General features: G+C 71.5%; 19 protein-coding genes. 10 read left to right on the top strand and 9 right to left on the bottom strand.

Annotation, left to right across the window (positions count from 1 at the left end):
* Nucleotides 1-10: 10 nt before the first annotated feature.
* The 7 genes from K6T36_RS05485 (at nt 11) to K6T36_RS05455 (ending at nt 9,605) form a co-directional block, all read left to right on the top strand.
* Nucleotides 11-1,372: a phosphohexomutase domain-containing protein gene (locus K6T36_RS05485; RefSeq protein WP_222922956.1), complete on the top strand. Its 1,362-nt coding sequence runs from the start codon at nt 11-13 to the stop codon at nt 1,370-1,372.
* A 90-nt stretch (nt 1,373-1,462) separates the two neighbouring features.
* Entirely contained in the window at nt 1,463-2,608 is a 1,146-nt protein-coding gene (locus K6T36_RS05480; RefSeq protein WP_222922955.1) for a BMP family lipoprotein, read from the top strand.
* Nucleotides 2,609-2,797: 189 nt separating this feature from the next.
* Entirely contained in the window at nt 2,798-4,507 is a 1,710-nt protein-coding gene (locus K6T36_RS05475) for an ABC transporter ATP-binding protein (protein WP_222922954.1), read from the top strand.
* The gene (locus K6T36_RS05470; RefSeq protein ID WP_222922953.1) at nt 4,500-5,855 is read left to right on the top strand and encodes an ABC transporter permease; all 1,356 of its coding nucleotides are present in this window, start codon (nt 4,500-4,502) and stop codon (nt 5,853-5,855) included. The genes K6T36_RS05475 and K6T36_RS05470 overlap by 8 nt, the downstream gene beginning before the upstream one ends.
* The gene (locus K6T36_RS05465; RefSeq protein WP_222922952.1) at nt 5,852-6,964 is read left to right on the top strand and encodes an ABC transporter permease; all 1,113 of its coding nucleotides are present in this window, start codon (nt 5,852-5,854) and stop codon (nt 6,962-6,964) included. The genes K6T36_RS05470 and K6T36_RS05465 overlap by 4 nt, the downstream gene beginning before the upstream one ends.
* A 71-nt stretch (nt 6,965-7,035) precedes the next feature.
* Nucleotides 7,036-7,806, top strand: coding sequence for a nucleoside phosphorylase (locus K6T36_RS05460; protein WP_222922951.1), 771 nt, complete (start codon nt 7,036-7,038; stop codon nt 7,804-7,806).
* Nucleotides 7,807-8,234: 428 nt separating this feature from the next.
* Complete coding sequence (locus tag K6T36_RS05455) at nt 8,235-9,605, top strand: geranylgeranyl reductase family protein (protein ID WP_222922950.1); 1,371 nt, start codon at nt 8,235-8,237, stop codon at nt 9,603-9,605.
* 213 nt (nt 9,606-9,818) lie between these two features.
* Here the strand turns inward: K6T36_RS05455 and K6T36_RS05450 are convergent, their stop codons facing one another.
* From K6T36_RS05450 to K6T36_RS05430, 5 genes are all read right to left on the bottom strand, one after another.
* The gene (locus K6T36_RS05450) at nt 9,819-10,238 is read right to left on the bottom strand and encodes a hypothetical protein (protein ID WP_222922949.1); all 420 of its coding nucleotides are present in this window, start codon (nt 10,236-10,238) and stop codon (nt 9,819-9,821) included.
* 216 nt (nt 10,239-10,454) lie between these two features.
* Entirely contained in the window at nt 10,455-11,144 is a 690-nt protein-coding gene (locus K6T36_RS05445; RefSeq protein ID WP_222922948.1) for a hypothetical protein, read from the bottom strand.
* 148 nt (nt 11,145-11,292) lie between these two features.
* On the bottom strand, nt 11,293-12,573 hold the full coding sequence (locus K6T36_RS05440; protein ID WP_222922947.1) for an amidohydrolase: 1,281 nt from the start codon (nt 12,571-12,573) through the stop codon (nt 11,293-11,295).
* 88 nt (nt 12,574-12,661) lie between these two features.
* Nucleotides 12,662-13,108 carry a universal stress protein gene (locus K6T36_RS05435; RefSeq protein WP_222922946.1) on the bottom strand — a complete coding sequence of 149 codons (447 nt, stop codon included), beginning with the start codon at nt 13,106-13,108 and terminating at the stop codon, nt 12,662-12,664.
* Between the two features lie 110 nt (nt 13,109-13,218).
* A complete protein-coding gene (locus K6T36_RS05430) occupies nt 13,219-13,527 on the bottom strand; it encodes a DUF7964 domain-containing protein (RefSeq protein WP_222922945.1) in 309 nt (102 codons plus the stop codon).
* Between the two features lie 179 nt (nt 13,528-13,706).
* Here K6T36_RS05430 and K6T36_RS05425 point away from each other — a divergent pair, with 179 nt between their 5' ends.
* Complete coding sequence (locus K6T36_RS05425; RefSeq protein WP_222922944.1) at nt 13,707-15,371, top strand: flippase activity-associated protein Agl23; 1,665 nt, start codon at nt 13,707-13,709, stop codon at nt 15,369-15,371.
* A 267-nt stretch (nt 15,372-15,638) separates the two neighbouring features.
* Here the strand turns inward: K6T36_RS05425 and K6T36_RS05420 are convergent, their stop codons facing one another.
* Complete coding sequence (locus K6T36_RS05420) at nt 15,639-16,595, bottom strand: transcription initiation factor IIB (protein WP_222608431.1); 957 nt, start codon at nt 16,593-16,595, stop codon at nt 15,639-15,641.
* 260 nt (nt 16,596-16,855) lie between these two features.
* On the opposite strand from K6T36_RS05420, the gene K6T36_RS05415 reads away from it, so the two are divergent.
* Both K6T36_RS05415 and K6T36_RS05410 read left to right on the top strand, forming a co-directional pair.
* Nucleotides 16,856-17,290 carry a sugar phosphate isomerase/epimerase gene (locus K6T36_RS05415; RefSeq protein ID WP_222922943.1) on the top strand — a complete coding sequence of 145 codons (435 nt, stop codon included), beginning with the start codon at nt 16,856-16,858 and terminating at the stop codon, nt 17,288-17,290.
* 3 nt (nt 17,291-17,293) lie between these two features.
* Nucleotides 17,294-17,983, top strand: a complete 690-nt coding sequence (locus K6T36_RS05410; RefSeq protein ID WP_222922942.1) for an METTL5 family protein — start codon at nt 17,294-17,296, stop codon at nt 17,981-17,983.
* A 28-nt stretch (nt 17,984-18,011) separates the two neighbouring features.
* On the opposite strand, the gene K6T36_RS05405 is transcribed toward K6T36_RS05410, so the two are convergent.
* From K6T36_RS05405 to K6T36_RS05395, 3 genes are all read right to left on the bottom strand, one after another.
* A complete protein-coding gene (locus K6T36_RS05405; RefSeq protein ID WP_222922941.1) occupies nt 18,012-19,715 on the bottom strand; it encodes a rhomboid family intramembrane serine protease in 1,704 nt (567 codons plus the stop codon).
* A 78-nt stretch (nt 19,716-19,793) separates the two neighbouring features.
* Nucleotides 19,794-20,969 carry a M24 family metallopeptidase gene (locus K6T36_RS05400; protein ID WP_222922940.1) on the bottom strand — a complete coding sequence of 392 codons (1,176 nt, stop codon included), beginning with the start codon at nt 20,967-20,969 and terminating at the stop codon, nt 19,794-19,796.
* Between the two features lie 94 nt (nt 20,970-21,063).
* Nucleotides 21,064-22,425: an isochorismate synthase gene (locus tag K6T36_RS05395; RefSeq protein ID WP_222922939.1), complete on the bottom strand. Its 1,362-nt coding sequence runs from the start codon at nt 22,423-22,425 to the stop codon at nt 21,064-21,066.
* Nucleotides 22,426-22,455: the final 30 nt, after the last annotated feature.

Below are 22,455 nucleotides of genomic sequence, written 5' to 3'. Positions count from 1 at the left end.
ACGGTCCGGTATGGACCTGTTCGGAACCGCCGGCATCCGCGGCAGCGCGACCGAACGCGTCACGCCGGGGCTCGTCCTCGACGTGGCGCGGGCGCTCGGCGACCACGCCCGCGAGGCCGGCGACCGGGAGTTCGTCGTCGGACGGGACGGTCGCGTCACCGGACCCGCCCTGGCGGCCGCCGCCGAGGCGGGCCTGGAGTCGGCGGGCGCGGAGGTGCGCCGGCTCGGTCAGGTGCCGACGCCGGCTCTGGCGTTCGCCTCGCGCGGGCGCCGCGGCGTGATGCTCACCGCCTCGCACAACCCGCCGACCGACAACGGCGTCAAGGCGTTCGTCGACGGCGTCGAGCACGGCGAGGCGGCCGAGACGGCCGTCGAGGAGCGCGTCGGCGCCGATGTCTCGCCGGCCGACTGGGACGAGTGGGGCGACGGCGCCGACGAGGGCGTGCTCGACGCGTACCGCTCGGCCGTCGTCGAGTACGCCCGGGCGTTCGGCGCGGACCCCGAGGGCGTCCGCGTCGCCGTCGACTGCGGCAACGGGATGTCCGCGGTCGCGACCCCCCAGGTGCTCCGGGAGCTGGGCGCCGACGTGGTGACGCTCAACGCGACTGTCGACGGCCACTTCCCCGGCCGCGAGTCGAAGCCGACGCCCGAGTCGCTGGCGGACCTCCGCGAGTTCGTTCGCGAGGGGGCCGCGGACTTCGGGATCGGCCACGACGGGGACTCCGACCGGATCGTCGTCGTCGACGGCGACGGCGAGGTCGTCCACGAGGACACGGTGCTGGCGATCCTCGCCGAGCGCTACGTCCGCGCGAGCGACGCGGCCGATCCGGTCGTCGTGACGACGCCGAACGCGTCGGGCCGGATCGACGAACGCGTCGAGGCCGCCGGCGGACGCGTCGAGCGCGTGGCGCTCGGCTACCTCCACGACGGTATCGCCGCCGCCCGCGACGCCGGCGGCGACGTGGTCTTCGCGGCCGAGCCGTGGAAGCACGTCCACACCGCCTTCGGCGACTGGATCGACGCCGTCGCCAGCGCGGCGGTGTTCACGCGGCTCGTCGCCGACGAGGGGCTCGACGGCCTGCGTGAGCCCGTCACCGAGCGCCCGTACCGGAAGGTCAGCGTCGAGTGCCCCGACGACGACAAGGCCGCCGCCATGGAGCGGCTCGCGGAGACGCTTCCGGCGGCGTTCCCCGGCGCCGAGGTGGACTCGGAGTACGGCGTCCGGCTCTCCTTCGGCGACGGCTCGTGGACGCTCGTTCGCCCCTCCGGCACCGAGCCGTACGTGCGCGTGTACGCGGAACACGACGAGGTCGACCCGTTCGTCGAGGAGGTCGCCGGCGTCGTCGAGGCGGCGGTCGAGGCGGTCGACTGACGCGATCTGTCGGAACCGATCTGTCAGGGATCCTTCCGCTCCCGGCGTGGATGCGGAGATTTTAACCATTCTACCGTCTGGTTTGCGGGTATGGACACAGACCGGTTCGACAGGCGGAAGTTCGTGAAAGGCGTCGGCGCGGCGGGGCTCGTCGGGCTCGCAGGCTGTACCGGCGGCCCGGAGTCGGGCGGTTCCGACGACGAGGAGACCGAGGCGTCGACGCCGGCGGCCGACGGCGAGGACACCGAGGCGTCCGAGACCGAGGCGTCCGGCTCGGACACGACGAACATCGGCATGGTGTACGCGACCGGCGGGCTCGGCGACGGCTCGTTCAACGACCAGGCCCAGACGGGAATCCAGCAGGCCGAGGAGGACTTCGACCTCTCGTACGACGAGTCCGAGCCCGACTCGGTGTCGCAGTTCAGCACCTACCAGAACCAGTACGCGCAGTCGACGGACCCCGACTACGACCTCGTGTCGTGTATCGGCTTCCTGCAGGCGGACGCGCTCTCGGAGACCGCGCCCGACTACCCCGACCAGAACTTCATGATCGTCGACAGCGTCGTCGACGAGGACAACGTCGGCTCCTACACGTTCAAGGAGCACGAGGGTTCGTACCTGGTCGGCCAGCTCGCCGGCCTGCTCACGTCCGAGTCGTTCTCCGCGGGAGAAAGCTCCACCGACAGCGACTCCACGAACGTCGGCTTCGTCGGCGGCGTGGAGTCCTCGCTCATCGCGAAGTTCGAGGCCGGCTTCACCGCCGGCGTGAAGGCCGCCAACGACGACATCGACGTTCAGACGACCTATACCGGGAGCTTCTCGGACCCCTCGGCCGGGCAGGAGGCGGCGCTGTCGATGTACAGCTCCGGCGCCGACATCGTCTATCACGCGGCCGGAAACACCGGGACGGGCGTCTTCCAGGCGGCCCGCGACGAGGGTCGATTCGCGATCGGCGTCGACCGCGACCAGTCGGTCACGACCGACTACGCCGACGTGATCCTCGCGTCGATGGTCAAGCGCGTCGACACCGCCGTCTACAACGCCGCCGAGGCGACCGTCGACGGGAACTTCGAGGGCGGCGCGGTGACGAGCCTCGGCCTCGCCGAGGAGGGCGTCGCCGCGGTCCTGGGCGACGAACTCGGCTCGGAGATCCCCTCGGAGATCGTCGACGCCGTCGAGACGGCCCGGCAGGAGATCATCGACGGCGAGATCTCCGTCCCCGACAGCCCGGAGTAACTCGCTTCCGCTCGGCCCCCCGCAGTTCGACGGCGGATCGGGGCGGTCGCCGACACGGACGCAGGGCCCCCGATCGTTTTCTCGAACACCCCGATACCGTGTGGTATCTCGTCTGACAGTCCGGTTTCCTGAACGGTCGTTCCGGGAAAACGCGCCGTTTATCCCGTCCCCGCCGAAACGCCCGGTGACATGACGGAGGCCGTCCGCCTCGACTCGATAACGAAGCGCTTCCCCGGCGTCGTCGCCAACGACGACGTCACGCTCTCGGTCGAGCGGGGGACGGTCCACGCCCTCCTCGGCGAGAACGGCGCGGGCAAGACCACCCTGATGAACGTCCTCTACGGGCTGTACGAGCCCACCGAGGGCGACGTGTACGTCGACGGGGACGGCCTGACGTACGAGGAGGACGGCGAGGACGGCGAGGGCCGCGGCGGCGACGACGGGCTCGCCGCGATCGCCGACGCGCCGCGGCGGTTCGACTCGCCCGGGGACGCCATCGACGCCGGCGTCGGGATGATCCACCAGCACTTCATGCTGGTCGACCCGATGACCGTCGCCGAGAACATCACGCTGGGCAACGAGCCCCGGAAGTGGGGCGGGCTCGCCGTCGACCGCGAGGCCGCACGCGAGGACGTGCTGGAGCTGTCCGACCGATACGGCTTCGACGTGGAGCCGGACGCGCGCATCGAGGACGTGGGCGTCGGCGTCCAACAGCGCGTCGAGATCCTGAAGGCGCTGTACCGCGGCGCGGAGGTGCTCATCCTCGACGAGCCGACGGCCGTGCTCACGCCCCAGGAGGTCGAGGACCTCTTCGAGGTGCTCGAGGAGCTGACCGACGCCGGCAAGACGGTCATCTTCATCACGCACAAGCTGGGCGAGGCGCTGGAGGCCGCCGACGAGGTGACCGTCCTGCGCGACGGGCGCAACGTCGGCACCGTCGGGACGGCCGACACGACCCGCGAGGAGCTGGCCGAGCTGATGGTCGGCCGCGAGGTGATGCTGGAGACGGAGACGCCGCCCGCGACCCCGGGCGCGGCGACGCTGTCGGTCGAGGGCGTCACCGCCCGCGACGACCGCGACGTGGTCGCCGTCGACGACGTGTCCTTCGCCGTCCGCGAGGGGGAGGTGTTCGGCATCGCCGGCGTCGACGGCAACGGCCAGTCGGAGCTGGTCGAGGTCGTCACCGGGCTGCACACGCCCGCCGAGGGCCGCGTCGAGCTCGACGGCCGCGACGTGACCGACGCCTCCCGACGGGAGCGCACCCGCGAGGGGATGGCGTACATCCCCGAGGACCGCCAGGAGCGCGGGCTCGTGATGGACTTCGACCTCACGGAGAACGGCGTGCTCGGCTCCCAACACGACGCGCCGTTCGCCGAGCGCGGCCGGCTGGACTGGGACCGCGCCGGGAACCACGCGACCGACATCATCGACGAGTACGACGTTCGCCCGCCCGACGCCGGCGCCGAGGCGAAGTCGCTGTCCGGCGGCAACCAGCAGAAGTTCATCGTCGGCCGGGAGTTCGCGCGCGACCCCGCCTGCATCGTCGCCTCCCACCCGACCCGCGGCGTCGACATCGGCTCGACGGAGTTCATCCACGACCGCCTGATCGACCTGCGTGACGAGGGTCGGGCGGTCCTGCTCGTCTCCTCGAAGCTCGACGAGGTTCGCGGCCTCTCCGACCGCCTGGCGGTGATGTACCGCGGGCGGATCGTCGGCGTGGTCGACCCCGACGAGGTGACCGAGGAACAGCTCGGGCTCATGATGGCCGGCGAGCGTCCCGAGGACGTCCCGCGGGCCGAACGAGTCGTCGACCGGGACGCCGGCGGCGACCGGCCCGACGCGACCGACGCCGGGACGCCTCCCGGCGACGACGCGGACGCGGAGGTGGCCGATGACTGACGCGGGCGACGACGCCGACGGCGACGCTGACAGCGACGCGGGCGCCGCCCCCGGCGATGCGGCAGACGATGGCGCCGATACCGCCGTCCGCGACGGCGCCGCTCCCGGCGAGTCGGGCGGCTCCCGCTCCCCCCGCGACCGCGCGTTCGACGCGCTCGACCGGCTCGTCGCCGCGAGCGCGACCGAGCGGCTGCTCATCTCGGGGTCGGCGCTGCTGCTGTCGGTGGCGATCGGGTTCGTGCTCATCCTCGTGGCGGGGCGGATGACCTCCTGTGAGTCGGCTGCGTACTCCCTGCTGGGCGTGGGCTTCTGTTACGACCCGTTCCTCGTGTACGACAGCCTGTTCCTCGGCGCGTTCGGGGACTTCCTCGCGAACCCGCTCAACGGCCAGTTCGCCACGACGGTGTCCGAGACCACGGTCCTCGTGTTCACGGGCATCGCGGTCGCGGTGGCGTTCAAGGCCGGCGTGTTCAACATCGGCGGGCAGGGCCAGCTCGTCTTCGGCGCGCTCGCCAGCGCGCTCGCCGTGTACGCCCTCTCGGGAGCCGTCTCGGGGGTCGTGGGCACGCTCGTGCTCGTCCCCGTCGGGCTCGCGGTCGGCGCGTTCGTCGGAGGGATCTGGGGCGCCATTCCGGGCGCGCTGAAGGCGTACGCCGACGCCAACGAGGTGATCACGACGATCATGCTCAACTTCGTGGCCACGTCGTTCGCGCTGTATCTGGCCTCGGGGCCGTTCAAGGACCCCGAGAGCTTCGCGAACCAGACGCGGACGCTCCCGGAGTTCGCACTGTTCCCGCAGGCGCTGTTCCCCGGGCGCACCGACGCGTCGCTGCTGGCGCTGGCGCTGGCGATCGTCGTCGCCGTCGGGATCGCGTACCTGCTTCGGGGCACGTCGTTCGGCTACGACGTGCGCACGAGCGGCATCCAGCCGGAGGCCGCCGAGTACGGCGGCGTCGACGCGGCTCGGACCGTCGTCGCCTCGATGGCGCTGTCGGGCGCGCTCGCGGGCATCGGCGGCGCGGTGTACGTCCTGACGATCGCGGGCAACTTCCAGACGGGGATCCCGGATTACGGCTTCGACGGCATCACCGTCTCCATCCTCGCGGGCAACAGCCCGGTCGGCGCGATCGCGGCGGCGCTGCTGTTCGGCGTCCTCAAGTCCGGCTCCATCGTCGTCGACGTGGGGACGGACGTGCCGCCCGAGCTCGTGGGCGTCCTCCGCGGGCTCATCGTCCTGTTCGTGGCGATGCCGGAGTTCTTCCGGATGATCGGCCAGCGCGTCGACGTGCGCGACCGGTTCGGGGGGAGCCGCGACGCCGTCGCGACCGACGGGGGTGAGGAGGCGTGAGCGTCGCCTCCGCCGTCGACGGGCTCGGCACGCGCGCACGGATCGCGGCGGCGACCGCGGGGGTCGCGCTGCTCGCGGTCGTCGGCCTCGCGCTCGTCGGGGCGACCGACGTGTTGCTCGCCGTCCTGGCGCTGCTGTTCCAGAAGTCGACGCTGGCGGCGGCCCTCCGGCTGTCGGTGCCCATCGCCTTCGCGGCGCTCGGCGGCATCTTCGCCGAGAAGTCCGGCGTCATCAACATCGGGCTGGAGGGGCTGCTCATCGTCTCGGCGTTCGGCGGCGTGTACGTCACCTCGATCACCGGCTCGGTGTGGGCCGGGCTCCTCGGCGGCGTGCTCGCCTCGACGCTGTTGGCGCTGCTGTTCGCGATCGTCTGCATCGAGTTCCGCGCCGACCAGATCATCGCGGGACTGGCGATCTGGCTCATCGCGCTGGGGCTCGCGCCGTTCGCCTCCACGGTCGTCTTCGGGTCGACGAACGCCAGCGCCGGCGCGACGTTCCCCGACATCGGCGGGCTGCTCGCGAGATCGGGGATCCCGGTCGTCTCGACGACGGTCGTCGCGGGGCTCGATGCGCTCGCGGGGCTCCCGTTCGTCGGTGCCCTGTTCGAGGCGTCGCCGATCGTGTACCTGATGTTCGTCGCCGTCGGCGCCTCGTGGTGGACGCTCAACCGCACCTCCTTCGGCCGGTGGGTGCGCGCCTCCGGCGAGAACCCGAAGGCGCTCGACACCGCCGGCGTCGACGTCTCCCGGGTGCGTTATGCGGCGGTGCTGCTGTCGGGCGTGCTCGCGGGCGTCGGCGGCGCGGCGCTGTCGCTGTCGCTGGGGCAGTTCGTCGGCAACGGGCCGACGATGGTCAACGGGAAGGGATTCATCGCCATCGTGACCTACCTGCTGGGCAACTACAACCCGATCGGCGCGATGCTGTCGACGCTGCTGTTCGCGGGGCTCGACGCGCTCCAGCTGTCGCTGCAGGGGCAGAACGTCCTCGCGATCCCGCGGCCGCTCGTGCGGACCATCCCGTACGTGTCGGTCATCGTCGTGCTCGCGCTGTTCGGTCGGACGCGGCTGCCGGAGGCGGCAGGGGAGCACTACGAGTCCGGCGAGGAGTAACGTCCCCGCGAGCGATCGCCGTCGGGCACACCGGGACGAGTATTTTTGCGATCTCGCGTTCACACCGAAGCGTGACCGTCCCCCAGTTCCCGACCAAACACGACCACGACCCGATCACCGGGCCGGACGACGACCTCACGTACTATCGCGATCTCAACGGGGAGTTCGATCCGTTGCCCGAATCGGTCGTCCTCACGTGCTCCGCGTCGACGTTCGAGCGCGCCGTCTCTGAGCTGGGTGCCGAGGACGGGGCGATCGACGCGCCGGGGCTGGCGAGTCTCCACGAGCTCGCGGGCACCGACGGCAACGTCGCGGTCGCCGGCGAGTTCGGGATCGGCGCCCCGGCGACCGCGATGGTCGTCGACGTGCTGGCCGCCGCCGGCGTGGAGACGGTCTGCATCGTCGGCTACGCCGGGGCGTTGACCACCGAACTGGACACCGAGACGGCCGTCGTCGCCGACGGAGCGCTCCGTGACGAGGGGACCTCGTATCACTACCTTCCCGACGGTGTGTCCGCGGAGGCGAGCCCGGCGGTGGCTCGGACACTCGAAACGGAGTTGCGGGCCAGCGATCGTCCGGTTGCGGTGGGGCCGACGTGGTCGACCGACGCGGCGTTCCGGGAGACCGCGTTCGAGGCACGCCGGCTCGCCGAACGTGGGTATCTGACCGTCGAGATGGAGGCGGCGGCCCTCTTCGCGGTCGCGGAGGTCCGCGGGATCGACGCGGGCGCCGCGTTCGCGATCAGCGACTACGTCACGCCGGAGGGATGGGAGCGGCTGTTTCACGAGGCCCGCGACCGACTGTATGACCTGATCCCGGTGGTCAGGGACGCGCTTCGGTGAGGGTCCGGACTCCGCACGGCTCTCGGGTCGTTCCGCGTCCGACTCACTTCGTTCGCCGTTCACCGTCGCGGTCTCACGCCCGTTCGACCGCGCACTCCCCGCTCGCACCGCGGTCTCACGTCCGTTCGACCGCGCATTCCTCACGGCTCGCTACGCTCGCCGTTCGCTTCGGGACGGTCGGTCGTGGTTCGAGACGGCGGAGCCGTCTCGTCCATCACGAGAGAGCTTCGCTCTCTCGAACGACTTCACTCCCTCCCGTCCCGCACGGCTCGCGGGTCGTTCCGCTCACGGCTCACTTCGTTCGCCGTTCGCCGTCGCGGTCTCACGTCCGTTCGACCGCGCACTCCCCGCTCGCACCGCGGTCTCACGTTCGTTCGACCGCGCATGGAACGACTGGCTTTTTCACGACTCACGAACGAGGTGCGACAATGACCACACACGAGCCCGACATCGTCGTCGTCGGCGCGGGCACGGCGGGCTGTTACGCCGCCGCGACGGCCGCGGACGCCGGCCTCGACGTCGTCATCGTCGAGCGGAAGGACGAGGAGGAGGCGGGCCACATCGCCTGCGGCGACGCGCTGAAGGGTGCCGACAAGTTCCCCGAGTCGATCCCGAAATCCGAGATCGACTCGGCGTTCACCAACACCGACGTGGACCACGGCCGCTTCGAGATCCCGAGCCACGACACGGTGCTGGAGATCCCGATCCCCGGCGAACTCGCGGTCATCGACCGCTGGGAGTACGGCCGGAACATCATCGCGGGCGCCGAGCGCCGCGGCGTCGAGTTCCACTACGACACCGTCGTCCAGGACGTGACCCAGACCGACTCCGGCCGCGTGACGGGCGTGCGCGCGAAACGGAAGGGGGAGGTCGTCGAGTACGACGCCGACGTGACCATCGACGCCGCGGGGTCGCTGTCCATCCTCCAGGACAAGGCGGATCTGGCGGACGCGACGTTCGACACGAACGTCTCGTTCTCGCAGTTCTGCTCGGCTTACCGCGAGATCGTCGAGGTACCCGAGCCCGTCGAGTGGGACGACGCGCTCGTGTTCAAGCCGACCGAGCGCGCCGCGGGCTACCTCTGGTACTTCCCGCGCACGGACACCGAGATCAACGCCGGGCTCGGCTTCCAGATGACCGAGGAGCCGATGAAGCTCGTCGACGACCTCAAGCGCGACCTCCGGCACCGCCCCGAGTTCGAGGGCGCCGAGGTGACCGACAAGCTCGGCGCGGCACTTCCCACCCGGCGGCCGTACGACTCGGCGGTCGCTGACGGATTCATCGCCGTCGGCGACGCCGCCGGCCACGTCAACCCCACCACCGGCGGCGGCATCGCGGGCGCCGCCTACGCCGGGAAGTACGCCGCCGAGCAGGCCGTCCGGGCCATCGACGCCGGCGACGTGAGCGAGGGGGCGCTGTGGCACTACAACGAGCGCGTCATGAGCCACTTCGGCGGCCGCTACGCGGCCCTCGACGTGTACAACATCCTCTCGACGGCCGTCGACGTGGACGAGCTGATGGGCCTGCTCGCGTCGCTGCCGGGCGAGAGCCTCGCGGAGGCGCTGTACGAGGGGAGCGCGTCGGTGAAGCCGCGGCTCGTGCTCGAAGTGATCAAGGACAGCTACGGTCACTGGGGCCAGATCTGGGACTTCTACAAGACGAAACGCGTCGCCGACGACCTGATGGACCACTACGGCCGATACCCCTCCCGCCCGGGTGCCTTCGAGGCGTGGCGCGAGGAGCGCGACCGCCTGATGGAGCAGGTGTACGACGTGACCGGCGCGGACCCGAAGTACTGACGAACTGCGCTGTCGAACGGCGCTGCGCCCGGGAGGCGATTCGTGCCGATCGGAGCCGGCGGAGTCGACTTCGAGTGCACTCGGGAGACACGCCGGAGTCGGGATCGGCACCGCCTCGCTCGGATTCGACTCCAGTCAGCGACTCCATCCTGTCTCGCCAGTCACCGTCCGGGAGCGGAGGTGCTCACGGCGGCGAGGGCTCGCGCTCCTCGATCAGGAGCCGTCGAAGGTGGTCCACTCCGCTTCGGTGCCCAGAATGTCGACGAGGTCGCCGACCATCGACTGCAGTTCGTCGATCTGCTGTTGTTGGCGCTCCACGAGTTCTTCGAGCTCGGTGAGACGTTCGTCACCGGCTTCGTGCTGACGGTCGACTCGTTCGACCTTCGCGGAGAGCGATTCCATCGCGCCCGAGAGGTTCTCGATATCACCCTCGGTTGCGAGCCCGTGACGTTCCGGCTCACGCAGCATCTCCCTGTTCGTCACGATGGCGTCCGAAACGCTCGTGCTCCCCTCCGGGAGGGGGATCGTCATTCCCGGCGACCCGGCCGCGTCCGACGCGTCTTCGGCGGCGTCGGACTGCTCGGAGTCATCCTGCGTTGCGTCCGGATTCGAGTCTCTCGGCTCACTGCTCATGGAGAGAAGGGGGGATTCGGAGATAATAAATCGTTGTCAGACAATGAACACGCTTCTGACACTCTCGACGGATCCGCACCGAGTACGTCGACCGGCGGTAGCGGAGTGGAGACTGCACGGTTCGTTCCACCCACGCGTCGCCGACCCGAGGGCGACAGCCGAGCGCGGGAGACGCTCGGCATTCGACAGGAGACCCGCCGAACCGCTCGTCCGGACTTACACCGCCACGTCGGCGGTCATCTCGTCGGTCGGCTCGTCGCCCTCGGCGTCACGCGACTCGAAGTACACGTGCGCGATGGCGGCGGCGATGATCGGGCCGGAGATCGCGTTCAGGAGCACCGCCGAGATGCCCGTCGTCGCGAGGTCCGTGCTGATCACCGCGAGGATCCCGGCCGCGATCGCCTGGAGGACGAACACGACGAGGAACACGCCGAACAGGCGGAGGACGTTCCCCCGACCCATCGCCCAGCCCTCGCGCAGCGAGTCGGCGGCGCCGTGCTCGCCGAGCGTCGCGACCGGGAGCGAGGGCGCCAGCCGGGCGGCGATGTACAGCCCGGGGACCACGAGTGCGATCAGCCCGAGGGCGACCGCGACGGCGTAGGCGACGCTCACGACGAGTATCGTACCGTACCGCTCGCGCACGTCCGCGGCGATGGCGTTCAGGCCGCGGGCGTGAAGCCGGACGTCGTCGGCGACGACGACGTACGCCATCCCGAGGACGAAGGTGGTCACGAGGAACGCGAGCAGCCCCCCGACGAACGGGACGTAGCCGACGAGCCCGGCGAGGAGGAACAGCCCGACGAGTACGGGGTTCTCGCGGACCCTGACGGCCGCCCAGGTGACGAGGCGGCGGACGCCGAGTCGCTCGATCCGGTCGACGGGGTCTGTTGAGACGGTTGTAGACATTGGTGAACTCCGATATCCCGACCGCGGAATACCTTCGTTCCTAATGGCACCGTGAGCTAATAAACTAGTACTGAGCCGAGCTATCCCGCGACGGTGGCGACGTGGGCGGTGACGCGAGCCGTGGCGGGGACATCGACGCCCCGGCCGTTCAGGGCCGCTCGTCGGCGACGGCGAGCACCGCCGCGGTGAGGAAGTCGACGCCGATGTCCAGCGACTCCTCCTCCACGTCGAAGGTGCTCGTGTGGTGGCCGCCGGGGTGGCTGGTGCCGACGCCGACGTAGGTGGCGTAGCCGCCGTTGTCCTGGACCGCCTGCATCATGTAGGTCGCGTCTTCACTGCCGCCCAGCTCGTCGCGCTCGATCACGTTCGTCACGCCCTCCACGTCGCCGGCGACCTCGGCGATCGGGCCGGCGAGCTCCTGGTCGCTGGTCGCCGAGGGAGCGCGCCCGAGCTGCTCGATGTCCACGTCGACCTCGTGCATGTCGGCGGCCGACTCGATCACGGTCTCGGCCTTCCCGTCCATGTACTCCATGAGTTCGGTCGTGCCGCCCCGGACCTCGCCCTCGACGAAGCACTCCTCCGGGATGATGTTCGTCGCCGTCCCGCCGCCGACGATCCCGGCGTTCACGCGGGTCGGCCCGTCGGCGTGCCGGGGGATGCCGTAGAGGTTCTGGATGGCGGCGGCCGCGGCCTGCACCGTGTTCTTGCCCTGCTCGGGGTGGCCCCCCGCGTGGGACGGTTCGCCCTCGAACTCCGCGAGGAAGTGCGAGACGGCGAGGAAGCCGTCGATGCCGCAGATCACCTCGCCCGTCGGGTGGTCGAGCCCGACGTGCGCGGCGAGGAAGTACTCCACGTCGTCGATGAGGTCGGACTCGGCCATCGGCTCGCCGCCGACGATCTGCTCCTCGCCGGGCTGGAAGAACACCTTCAGCGTGCCCTCGAACTCCGAGTCGAGGATCTCGTCGATGAGGCCGAGGCCGAACGTCGCGTGCGCGTCGTGGCCGCAGGCGTGCATGTAGCCCTCGTGCTCCGAGCGGAACCCCTCGCCGGCGGGCGCGTGCTCGCCGTCGTCCGATTCGAGGATCGGGAGGGCGTCGATGTCGACGCGGACCCCGATCACCGGTCCCTCGCCGCGTTCGAGCACCGCGACTGCGCCGGTGTAGCCCCCCTCGATCTCGGCGAGCACGTCCTCGCGCGCGCCGGCGTCGCGGGCGCGCTCGAACCACTCGGCGAGCTCGTCGTCGTCGGGGACGTTCATCCGTTCGGCGCCGAGGATCTCGGGGCCGTAGTGAACCGCGGTGAGGTCGCGGGATTCGAGTTCGTCGACGATCCGGGCGGTGGTGTAGAACTCGCACCACGCCGGTTCCGGGTGGCGATGGAGGTCGCGGCGGAAGGCCGACAGCTCGTCGTGAGCGACAGTCTGGCTCATACTCGGGTGTCCGCGCCGTCCGGCTTAAACCCGAGTCTTGCGGAATCGTCGAGGGCGCCCGGACGTGTCGACCGTCCCCGTCGAGTCGTCACTCGCCGTCCGCGTCGTCCCCCTCGTGTCGGACCGTGAGCACGGGCTGGTTCGCCGAGCGAACGACGCGCTCGGTGACCGACCCCAGGAGGTAGCGGTCGAGCCCGCGGCGCCCGTGGGTACCCATCACGATCATGTCGATACCGTGCTCGTCGGCGTAGTCGAGGATCGAGCGGTAGGCCGTGCCGGAGATCACCGACTCGATGACGGGCAGGTCGGCGTCGTCGGCCGCCGCGGCGATCCGGCCGACGGCGTCCTCGCCCTCGGTTTCGAGCGCCTCGGCGACCACGTCGGTTCCGGCCTCGATGGCCGAGTAGGCGGTCGCGTCGACGACGTACAGCGCGTGTACAGTCGCGTCGAAGCGGTCCGCCAACGTCACCGCGTGCTCCACGGCCGCGTCGGCCGCCGGGCTTCCGTCCGTCGGCACCAGGATGTCGTCGTACATCGAGCGCACCTACGAGCGCCAGTCGAAAAAGTCGGCGGCCGGTTTCGGTCGGTCCTCACCGATCGGCGTCCGGCAGACGGACACGACCTGAACGACTCGTGTCGCCGGTTTCACTCCGCGCGGTTCGCGCGAACGGCGTCCTCACACGCCCGCAGCGCCTCGTACCGGTCGGCTTCGTCCTCGATGTCGACCGATTCGACGACCTCCCAGGCGCCCCCGAGGAAGTCGATCCCCTTCACCCACGCGTCGGTCGCGAGGAGCAGTCCCTCGGCGCCGTCGGCCGCCGCGTCGGCGTCGGCGGCCTCGGAGTCGGTGTCGCTCTCGACGGCGACCGCGAGCTCGACCGAGTCGGCGCGGTTCAGCGAGGCGACCTCGCCGTCCGTGAGCGGACGGCCCGGAAGGGATGCGACAAGCGACATGCCCGTCCGTCGGCGACCGTGCGGAATGAGCGTGTCGCCTCGTGGCGACCGCCGCTCCGCCCCGACCGTGGGTTCGTGGCGACCGCCGGTTCACGACACCCGTCGCCCGCGCGTCGGCCGGCCGCTCCGGATCGGGAGAAACCCGAAGACCTACTACCGCGGCGGGGACACGGCCGGGTATGTCCGACGGCGACGGTACCGGTGCGACGCGACCCGCGGGACTCGACCGAACCGTCCTCGCGGTCGCGGCCGTCGTCGCGCTCGCGCTCGTCGCCCGCTTCGCGTTCCTCGGCGCCCGCCCGTTCCACTGGGGGGAGGGACGGGTCGGCTACTGGACGCTCCGCTATCTCGACACCGGCGTCTACTCGTACCGCCCGGCGACGGGCGGCCCGGTCGTCTACCTCGCGACGCGGTGGGCGATCGACCTCCTCGGCACCTCCGACGGGGCCGCCCGCTCGGCGGTCGCGCTCGTCGGGGGGCTGCTCCCCGCGGCCGCGCTGCTGTTTCGGGGCCCGCTGCGCGACGACGAGACGGTCGCGCTGTCGGCGTTGCTGGCGGGGTCGCCGCTGCTCGTCTACTACTCCCGGTTCCTCCGCGGCGACGTGCTCGCGGCCGCGTTCGGCCTGCTCGTCGTCGGCGGCGTCGTCCGCCACCGAACCACGGGCGCCCGCTGGCCGATCTACCTGTCGGCGGCGGCGCTCGCGCTCACGCTCGGCTCCTCGGGGTTCGCCGCCGTGTACCTCCCGCTGTGGCTCGTCGCCGGCGCGTTCGTGCTCGACGAGGCGCGTGTCGCGGGGGTTCCGGCGGCGGCCCACGCACGCCTCGCGACCGGCGTCGCGTGGCTCCGGGCGGAGTCGACGACGCTCGCCCGGGCGCTGTTCGTGTTTCTCGGGGCGGCGCTGTTGGTGTTCGCCCCGCGAGGGGGCGGCATCGAGCCCGGACTGTGGAACCCCGCGACGCTACCGGCGGCGGTGTCGTTCGCCTTCGTCGACGCGCCCGAGCGGTTCGTCGCGCTGCGGTTCACCGCACGCTTGACGCCGCCCGCGGACGGCAACTCCTTCCTCCCGGCCGTCGCCGGCTACGCCCGGACGCTCGTCGTCACCGCGTGGCCGGCGCTGGCGTTCGGCCTCGTCGGGTTCCTCCGGGACCGTTACAGTTCGGGCACCCGGGGCGTCGTCGCCTTCGGCGCGTACGCCGCCGGGTTCGGGTTGCTCGCGTTCCCGATCGCCTCGATGGGCGTCGAGCCGTGGACGGCGGTTCACGTCGTCCCGCTGCTCGCGCTTCCCGGCGCCGTCGGCCTCGCGTGGGTCGCCCGCGGCCTCCGCTCGCGGGCGACGGCGAGCGACCCCGCGTGGCTCGTCGCCGTGCTCCTCGTCGTCTCGGCGGGGCTCGTCGGCTACGGCGCGACGACCGCCGGCGTCTACGCCGACCCCGAGCCGGGGTCCGAGTTCGCGCAGTTCGCCCAGCCGTCGGACGACCTCGACCCGATGCTCGCGGCCGCAGAGGCCGCTATCGACGACAGCGGCGGCTCGGCGGGCGCGGACGTGGCGTACGTCGGCGACCGACTGGACACCGAGCGGGAGTACGCGCTCCCGCCCGTCGCCTCCGTCGACCGCGACGCGTGGGGAGCGCGGCTCCCGCTCCAGTGGTACTTCGAGCGCATGGACGCCGAGACGACGAGCGTCCGGACGGCCGCCGAGTTCGGGTCCGACGCGCCGCCGGTCGTGGTCACTACGCCCGACCGCCGCGTCACGGTGAACACGAACATCGGCGACGGCTATCGCCAGTACGACCTCCGGCTGGGGCTGTGGGACCGGCAGGTCGTCGTGTTCGTCGAACAGTGAGCGGGACGCTCGGTAGTGGCTGACGGGCGGTCGCCGCCGAACGGGGATCCGGTTCGGCGTTCAGTACACGCGACGGCTGACCGCACTCGCTCACGGCTGCGCCGTTCGCATCGAGGCCTCCGGTTCGTCGACCTCGCACCCGATTTTTGACCGTCGCGCGACGGCGGTCAGGTCATGCGAGGCGTGGTTCCGGTATCCGATAAAAACGTTCGCGGGGCGTTGTCCGGTCGGTCTCCTCGGGTCGGTCTCGTCGGTTCTCGCTCCCCGTCAGCGGAAGCCCATCGCCTCGATCTGCTCTTGATACCGGTTGCGGATGGTAACTTCGGTGACCTGCGCCACGTCGGCGACCTCGCGTTGAGTCTTCTTCTCGTTACACAGGAGGGAGGCCGCGTAGATGGCGGCGGCGGCGAATCCCGTCGGCGACTTCCCCGAGAGCAGTCCCTGCTCGGCGGACACGTCGATGATCTCGGTCGCCTTCGCCTGCGTCTCCTCGCTGAGGCCGAGCGCGGAGGCGAACCGCGGGACGAACTGTTTGGGGTCGACCGGCTTCAGTTCGAGGCCGAGCTCCTGGGAGATGTAGCGATAGGTCCGGCCGATCTCCTTCTGTTCGACCCGCGACACCTCCGCGACCTCGTCGAGCGACCGCGGGATGCCCTCCTGCCGGCAGGCGGCGTACAGCGCCGCCGTGGCGACGCCCTCGATGGAGCGGCCGCGGATGAGGTCCTCCTTGAGCGCGCGGCGATAGATGACGGAGGCGACCTCGCGTACCGACCGCGGAACCCCGAGCGCGCTGGCCATCCGGTCGATCTCCGAGAGGGCGAACTGGAGGTTGCGCTCGCCGGCGTCCTTGGTACGGATGCGCTCCTGCCACTTGCGCAGGCGGTGCATCTGCGAGCGCTTCTCGGAGCTCAACGAGCGACCGTAGGCGTCCTTGTCCTTCCAGTCGATGGTCGTCGTCAGCCCCTTGTCGTGCATCGTCTCCGTCACGGGCGCGCCAACCCGCGATTTCGACTGCCGCTCGGAGTGGTTGAACGCCCGCCACTCCGGCCCGCGGTCGATCTGGCGCTCGTCGAGAACGAGCCCGCAGTCGTCACAGACCAACTCGCCCTGGTCCGCGTCCATCACGACGTTGTCGCTGGAGCACTCGGGACACGTGAGCTCCTCGTCCGACTGTTTCTCCGACTCGCCCGCCTCTCGCTGTCGCTGTCGGCTCGGACCTTCCATTAATAAGTCTTCTGACGCGGCTCGTATTTAAACTTTTGGGGCATGGCGATCGGGAGATTCGTCCCGAAGACGCCCCGTAAACGGGCGGATCGGACGTTTCAGCGGTGTCTGACGAACCGATAGGTATGTCACCCCCGGATCGGCGGCGTCTGACGGCGCCGCAGGGAACGGTGTTCGCGGGGTATCTCCCTCGACGCCTCCCGGAAATAACTACTGAACATTTACAAACTCTTTTGTATTACTAGATATACGGATCGGGTATGAGCACCCAGTCGTCCACCCACGTCCGGCGGGCCGTCGCGACCGCCGAGCCGGTCGACGCCGAGCCGGTCACCATCGACGCCGACGCCCTGCCGTCGACCGCCCCCGGCGACCTGCGCGACCTCCGCGCGGCGCTGGCCGACGAGGGGTACGTCCCCGCGGGCCTCCGCGTGCAAGCGGAGTTCGGAACCGACTGCTCCATCGAGACGCAGCGGGAGGCCGACCGGCTTCGTTCGCTGTTGCGCGCCGCGAGCCACCTCGGCGCGGGGGAACTGGTCATCGACCCCGGCGCGGTCGCGGACCCCGCGAAGGTTCGCCCGGCGCTCGACGCGCTGACCGAGCGCGCCGACCGCGAGGGCGTCTCGCTGACTGTCGACGGCTCCCTCGGCGTCGACGCGGACGTCGATCGAACCGACGGCGACGCCGGCGCCTGAGGCGTGTCGAGCCGCCGCGCGCTGGAGGGCGAGCTGGCGGTCGTCGCCGGCTTCGCAGACCCGACCGCCAGCCTCGAACAGTACCCGACGCCCGCCGACGTCGCGGCCCACGTCGTCCACCTCGCGGACCTCCGGGGCGACGTGGCCGGGCGGACCGTCGTCGATCTCGGCGCGGGAACTGGGATGTTCGCGCTCGGCGCCGCCCTCCGCGGGGCCGCCCGCGTCGTCGGCGTCGAGCTCGACGGCGGCGCTCTCGGGGTCGCCCGCGAGAACGAACGACGCGTCGGCGCCCGAACCGAGGTTCACTGGGTGTGTGCGGACGCGACGCGGCCGCCGCTCGTGCGCGACCGCCTGACTGCCGATGGTCCCGTCACCGTGATCATGAACCCCCCGTTCGGCGCGCAGACCGGCAACGAACACGCCGACCGCGCGTTCCTGGAGACGGTCGCCGACCTCGCGGACGTCTCCTACTCGGTCCACAACGCCGGCAGCCGCGAGTTCGTCGAGTCGTTCGCCGGCGACGCCGGCGGCGAGGTGACCGACGCCTTCGCCGCGACGCTCACGCTCGACCGGACGTACGACCACCAGACGAGCGAGTCTGCCGACGTGGAGGCGGAGGTGTTCCGGATCGAGTGGAACCGCGCAAGCGACGACGATCCCGCCGGCGACAACGACCACGCCGGAGACGACTGACGCCCGGCCGTCCCCTTGGGCGTACGGATCAGCCGTTACGTCCGTTGTACTCCTCTCTCGTCGCCACCCGTACCCGGGTCGGCGCGGTCGTGTTGCCCGCGGAGGCGTTGCCGGTCACCTCGCCGGCCAGCGCGAACACGGCCCGTCCGTCCCGGACGAACGACAGCCCGTTCGCCGTCACGGTCTCGTTTTCGTCGGGGACGGGCGCGGCGACGCTCCGGTTGCCGCCCTCGACGAGCAGCTCGAAGCCGGAGTCGGTCGGGACGACCGAGACGTTGCGGCCCTCGATCCGCGGCTCGGCGGTCGACGCGTTCGACAGGAACGCGAGCGTCGTCTCGTTGTCGTGGGCCAGCGTCACCCGGTAGGCCGGGGCGTCGCCGCCGACGGTCGTCCATCCGCGGCGGGTGACGGTGACGACCTCTCGCCAGCCGACGCCGCCGAGGACGACCCGCTGGCGCCCCGAGAAGGCGAGCCGTCCCTTCGAGACCGCGGTCGTCCAGACGCCGCGGTCGGGGTTGCGGACGACGACGCCGGAGGTCGTGACGCCGGTCGTTTCGCCGAACGCCTCCACGTCGATCACCGACACCATCCCGTTCTCGACGCCCTCGGCGTAGGTCACGTCGTAGCCGCGCACCTCGACCGGGTCGCCGGGGAGGGGCTCGTCGCCGACGGCGACGAGGTTGACCGCCACGGCCGGGCCCGACAGCGCCGCGAGCACGACCAGCAGGACCGCGACCGAGCCGCGCCGGGGGGTGAGGTTCCGAAGCGCCTCGCGGACGCTGTCGGCCGCCGGGGCGTCGCGGTCGGCCGCCAGCGCCGCCACGAACACCGCGAGCAGCGCCACCGCGGCGAGTCCGACCCCCCGGAAGAGGACGAACGTCTCGCCGCCGCGGAACCAGTACACCGCCCACAGCGACTGCTCGACGCCGACGAGCAGCGCCCCGAGCGCGAGCCGCCGGGGGCGCGGGAGGTCGTCGCCGCGGGCGGCCGCGAGCCACGCCGCCGCGAGGACGCCGACGAGCAGCCCCAGCGCGTGGCCCTGGATCGCGATGTCGGCCCACCACGGCGTGATGTACGCCGGGCGGCCGCTGGCCTCGACGACCGGCGAGTTGAGCGCGCGGTAGGTCGTCGAGAGCAGTCCCGACGCCGACAGCGCGACGACGGTCCCCAGCGGGTAGTACACCAGCGCGGCGCCGACGAACGCGAAGACGACCCCCGAGAAGCCGATCACGGGGCCGAGCGCGAACGCGCCCGAGACGAGCCCGACTGCGATCGTCGCGGCGGGGAACAGGAGGAACGCCCGGGCGTAGGGGTTGTCGCGAACGGAGCCGAACGAGGAGCTCCCGCGCCGGCGCGGGAAGTGTCCGACGGCGTACTCGACCAGCGGCGCGACCGCGAGCGTCCCGAAGAGGTTGCCCAGCAGGTGGCCGGGGCCGGCGTGAGCGAACCCCGCGACTGCGACGCCAACCGGCGCGAGATACGACCACGCCCGGAACGGGATCACGACGGGGTTGTACCAGTGACCCCAGCCGCCCTGGACGAACAGGTACACCGCGAGTACGACCGCCGTCACGGCGAGCGTCCCCCACGGGACGCCGAGGATCAGTCGACGCCGGAGGGTGGGACCGCGGTCCGTCCGCGCGAGGCGGTCCAGCGCGACGGTCGCGAGGACCGCGATGACCGCAGCGGCGACGACCGCCGCGCGGGAGCCGAGCGCGAGGTCGAAATTCACACCGGCCCTCCGGACCCGCCGCACTTCACCGTGCCGCTCCACGCGACAGGGGACGACCTTCGAGTTCCGCCACCGGGCTCACAGCGTCCGCAACTCGGTCTGCGGGGGTACGACCCACTCGGTGCCCGTTTCGGTGATCCGAACCATCTCCTCCTGGCCGACGTACCCCCACTCGGTCGCGACGCCCAGCTCCATCGTGTACACCTCCCCCGGGCGGACCTCGTGGCGCGGCGCCTCGCCGTAGCGCTCCCACTCCGGACCGAGCAGGGTCCCCCCGTCGTGGGCCGCCCGGCCGACCTGGTGCCCGAAGGCGTGCTCGAAGGCCGGCCACCCCCGCGAGGTGAGCTCCTCGCGCGCGGCGGCGTCGACCTCGTGGCCGACGGCGCCCGGCCCGAGCGCGTCGTGGCCGGCGTCGATCGCGGCGCGCACGTCGCGGAACGCCCCCCGGAGCCCGTCGCTCGCCTCCCCACGAACCCAGAGGCGCTGGATGTCCGAGGCGTAGCCGTCGCGCCTGATCCCGAAGTCGACGTGCAGCAGCTCGCCCTCGTCGACGGTGTGGTCGGCGGGAAGCGTGTGCCCCACCTCGCGGTCGCCCATGTGGACGGTCGGGCAGTAGTCCCACGCCCACGCGGAGTCCAGCCCGCGCTCGGTCATTCGCTCGTGGAGGAAGTCGGCGAACGCCCGCTCGGTCGTCCCCGGCGTCCACGTCGCCGTCGCGGTCTGAAGCAGCTCCTCGGTTTCCATGGCGGCCGCCCGGACGCGCTGGTACTCGGTTTCGGACTTCACGCCCCTGAGCCTGCGGATCAGGTCGCTCGCGCTCGTGAACTCGCGATCGGGGAGGTACTCCCGAAGCTGGAGGAACAGCCCGTGGGAGAGCCCGTCGGCGACCACGTCGTCGCGGTCGTAGTTGAGCGCGACGCGCTCGGCGCTCATCTCATCGAGCACCTCCCGAAGCGGCTCGGCGATCGACTCGTCGTACGCGCGCACGTCGTGCACGTCCAGATCCCGGGCGGTAGGGGCGTCGTGGCGGCCGAGCACGACCGCCGACGAGTCGGGGCCGACGACGACCGCCGTCGGCCACACCACGTCGAACCCGAGCAGGTACGGGAAACACGGCTCCGGGCTCACGTCCGTCTCGCGGCCGACCGACAGCCACGCGTCCGCGTCGCCGGCGGCGACCGCCTCCCGCGCGGCCGCGACCTTCTCCTCGACCACCGCGGCGTCTACCCCCTCGACCTCGCCTGCGTCGCTCATGCCGGCGGCTCGCGGCGGCGGCTGTTAGTCGTTTGGCAGGCGGCCGTCGGGGCCGGAAGCGGTCACTCGGGTCGTTCGCTCACCGTCGCGTCGCTCACTCCGTCCGGGCCTCCCGCTCCAGTTCGTCCATGATCGGCCGCACCTTCGGCTGGAGTTCGTCCCACTCGTCGGCGGGGTCGGAGTCGCCGACGATGCCGTTGCCGGCGAACAGCGTCGCCTCCCGGCCGCCGGCGACGCCCGAGCGGATGCCGACGGCGAACTCGCCGTCGCCGGCGGCGTCGAACCAGCCGACCGGCGAGGCGTACCACCCGCGGTCCCACGTCTCCGTCTCGCGGATGGTCGACAGGGCCAGATCGAGCGGCAGCCCGCCGACCGCGGGCGTCGGGTGTAGCGCCTCGACCAGCGTCAGGACGTGGGTGTCGCCGTCGAGGACGGCGTTGATCGGCGTCTGGAGGTGCTGGATGTTGGTGAGCTTGCGCACGTCCTGCTGGCCCTCCCCGACGGTGCCGAAGGCGTCCAGCTGCTCGCAGATCGTGTCGACGACGAGGCGCTGTTCGTGCTGGAGCTTGTCGGATTCGAGGAGCGAGCGGGCGTACTCCGCGTCCGCCTCGGGTGTGTCGCCGCGGGGCATCGACCCGGCCAGCGCCTCCGTCTCGACGACCTCGCCCTCGCGGCGGACGAGGCGCTCGGGCGGCGGGCCGAAGAAGCCCTTCCCGTCGGTCGGCTGAACGAGGAAGCGGTAGCACTCGGGGTAGGTTCGCCGCAGGCGACCGAGCGTGTCGGGGATGTCGATCTCCCCCGCGAGGTCGACGCGCAGCGCCGTCGCGAGCACCACCTTCCGGAGGTCGCCGCCCCGGATGCGGTCGATCACGCTCGCCACCTGAGCCGTCCACTCCTCGCGGTCGACGAGCCACTCCGTGTCGACGACGCCGGGCTTCTCGCCGCGGGCCCGCATCATCGGGAGGTCGTCGAGGCGGTCGCGGGCGGCCGCAAGCGCCTCCTCGGCGCCGTCGGCGTCCGCGTCCGGGCCGTACCGCGTCACGGTGAGGTAGGTCCCGTCGTCGACGCGGGTGAGCTGGACGGCAGGGAGGGTGAACGCGGCCGCGGGAAAGCCCTCCCAGACGCCCGCGGCGTCGTGGTCCGCGCCGAACGCGAGGCCGCCGAACACGCGGGGGCGCGTCGCCGCGGGGCCGTCGTGGTCGACCGACGAGAACAGGGTCTCGGCGTCGCGCCGCAGCGTCTCGAAGCGGTCCGGGCCGTCGGCCGTGAGGCGCGCGGCCGCGCCGCCGCCGACCACTTCGAGGCCGTCGGGGGCGGCCCAGTGGACCCGGTGGCGGTCCCCGGCCGCGAGGAACGACCCGAAGGAGACGTCCGACACCTCGCAGCTCCGGCTCACCAGCGCCGCGTCCGCGTCGGGAACGAGCGCGGCACCGGCCTCGCCGTCCGGCGGGTTCATTACCCGCGATTGGGGTGGCCCGCTCTTTAC

The organism is Halobaculum roseum (genome assembly GCF_019880245.1).
GTDB lineage: Archaea > Halobacteriota > Halobacteria > Halobacteriales > Haloferacaceae > Halobaculum > Halobaculum roseum.
Note: the sequence above shows the minus strand (reverse complement) of the source record. Positions and strands in the feature narration are given on the sequence as shown.

What these genes read in the sequence shown, in the direction of transcription:
- K6T36_RS05485 (WP_222922956.1), top strand. Translation starts at nt 11, where the DNA reads ATGGACCTGTTCGGAACCGCCGGCATCCGCGGCAGCGCGACCGAACGC.
- K6T36_RS05480 (WP_222922955.1), top strand. Translation starts at nt 1,463, where the DNA reads ATGGACACAGACCGGTTCGACAGGCGGAAGTTCGTGAAAGGCGTCGGC.
- K6T36_RS05475 (WP_222922954.1), top strand. Translation starts at nt 2,798, where the DNA reads ATGACGGAGGCCGTCCGCCTCGACTCGATAACGAAGCGCTTCCCCGGC.
- K6T36_RS05470 (WP_222922953.1), top strand. Translation starts at nt 4,500, where the DNA reads ATGACTGACGCGGGCGACGACGCCGACGGCGACGCTGACAGCGACGCG.
- K6T36_RS05455 (WP_222922950.1), top strand. Translation starts at nt 8,235, where the DNA reads ATGACCACACACGAGCCCGACATCGTCGTCGTCGGCGCGGGCACGGCG.
- K6T36_RS05450 (WP_222922949.1), bottom strand. Translation starts at nt 10,238, where the DNA reads ATGAGCAGTGAGCCGAGAGACTCGAATCCGGACGCAACGCAGGATGAC.
- K6T36_RS05445 (WP_222922948.1), bottom strand. Translation starts at nt 11,144, where the DNA reads ATGTCTACAACCGTCTCAACAGACCCCGTCGACCGGATCGAGCGACTC.
- K6T36_RS05440 (WP_222922947.1), bottom strand. Translation starts at nt 12,573, where the DNA reads ATGAGCCAGACTGTCGCTCACGACGAGCTGTCGGCCTTCCGCCGCGAC.
- K6T36_RS05435 (WP_222922946.1), bottom strand. Translation starts at nt 13,108, where the DNA reads ATGTACGACGACATCCTGGTGCCGACGGACGGAAGCCCGGCGGCCGAC.
- K6T36_RS05430 (WP_222922945.1), bottom strand. Translation starts at nt 13,527, where the DNA reads ATGTCGCTTGTCGCATCCCTTCCGGGCCGTCCGCTCACGGACGGCGAG.
- K6T36_RS05425 (WP_222922944.1), top strand. Translation starts at nt 13,707, where the DNA reads ATGTCCGACGGCGACGGTACCGGTGCGACGCGACCCGCGGGACTCGAC.
- K6T36_RS05420 (WP_222608431.1), bottom strand. Translation starts at nt 16,595, where the DNA reads ATGGAAGGTCCGAGCCGACAGCGACAGCGAGAGGCGGGCGAGTCGGAG.
- K6T36_RS05415 (WP_222922943.1), top strand. Translation starts at nt 16,856, where the DNA reads ATGAGCACCCAGTCGTCCACCCACGTCCGGCGGGCCGTCGCGACCGCC.
- K6T36_RS05400 (WP_222922940.1), bottom strand. Translation starts at nt 20,969, where the DNA reads ATGAGCGACGCAGGCGAGGTCGAGGGGGTAGACGCCGCGGTGGTCGAG.
- K6T36_RS05395 (WP_222922939.1), bottom strand. Translation starts at nt 22,425, where the DNA reads ATGAACCCGCCGGACGGCGAGGCCGGTGCCGCGCTCGTTCCCGACGCG.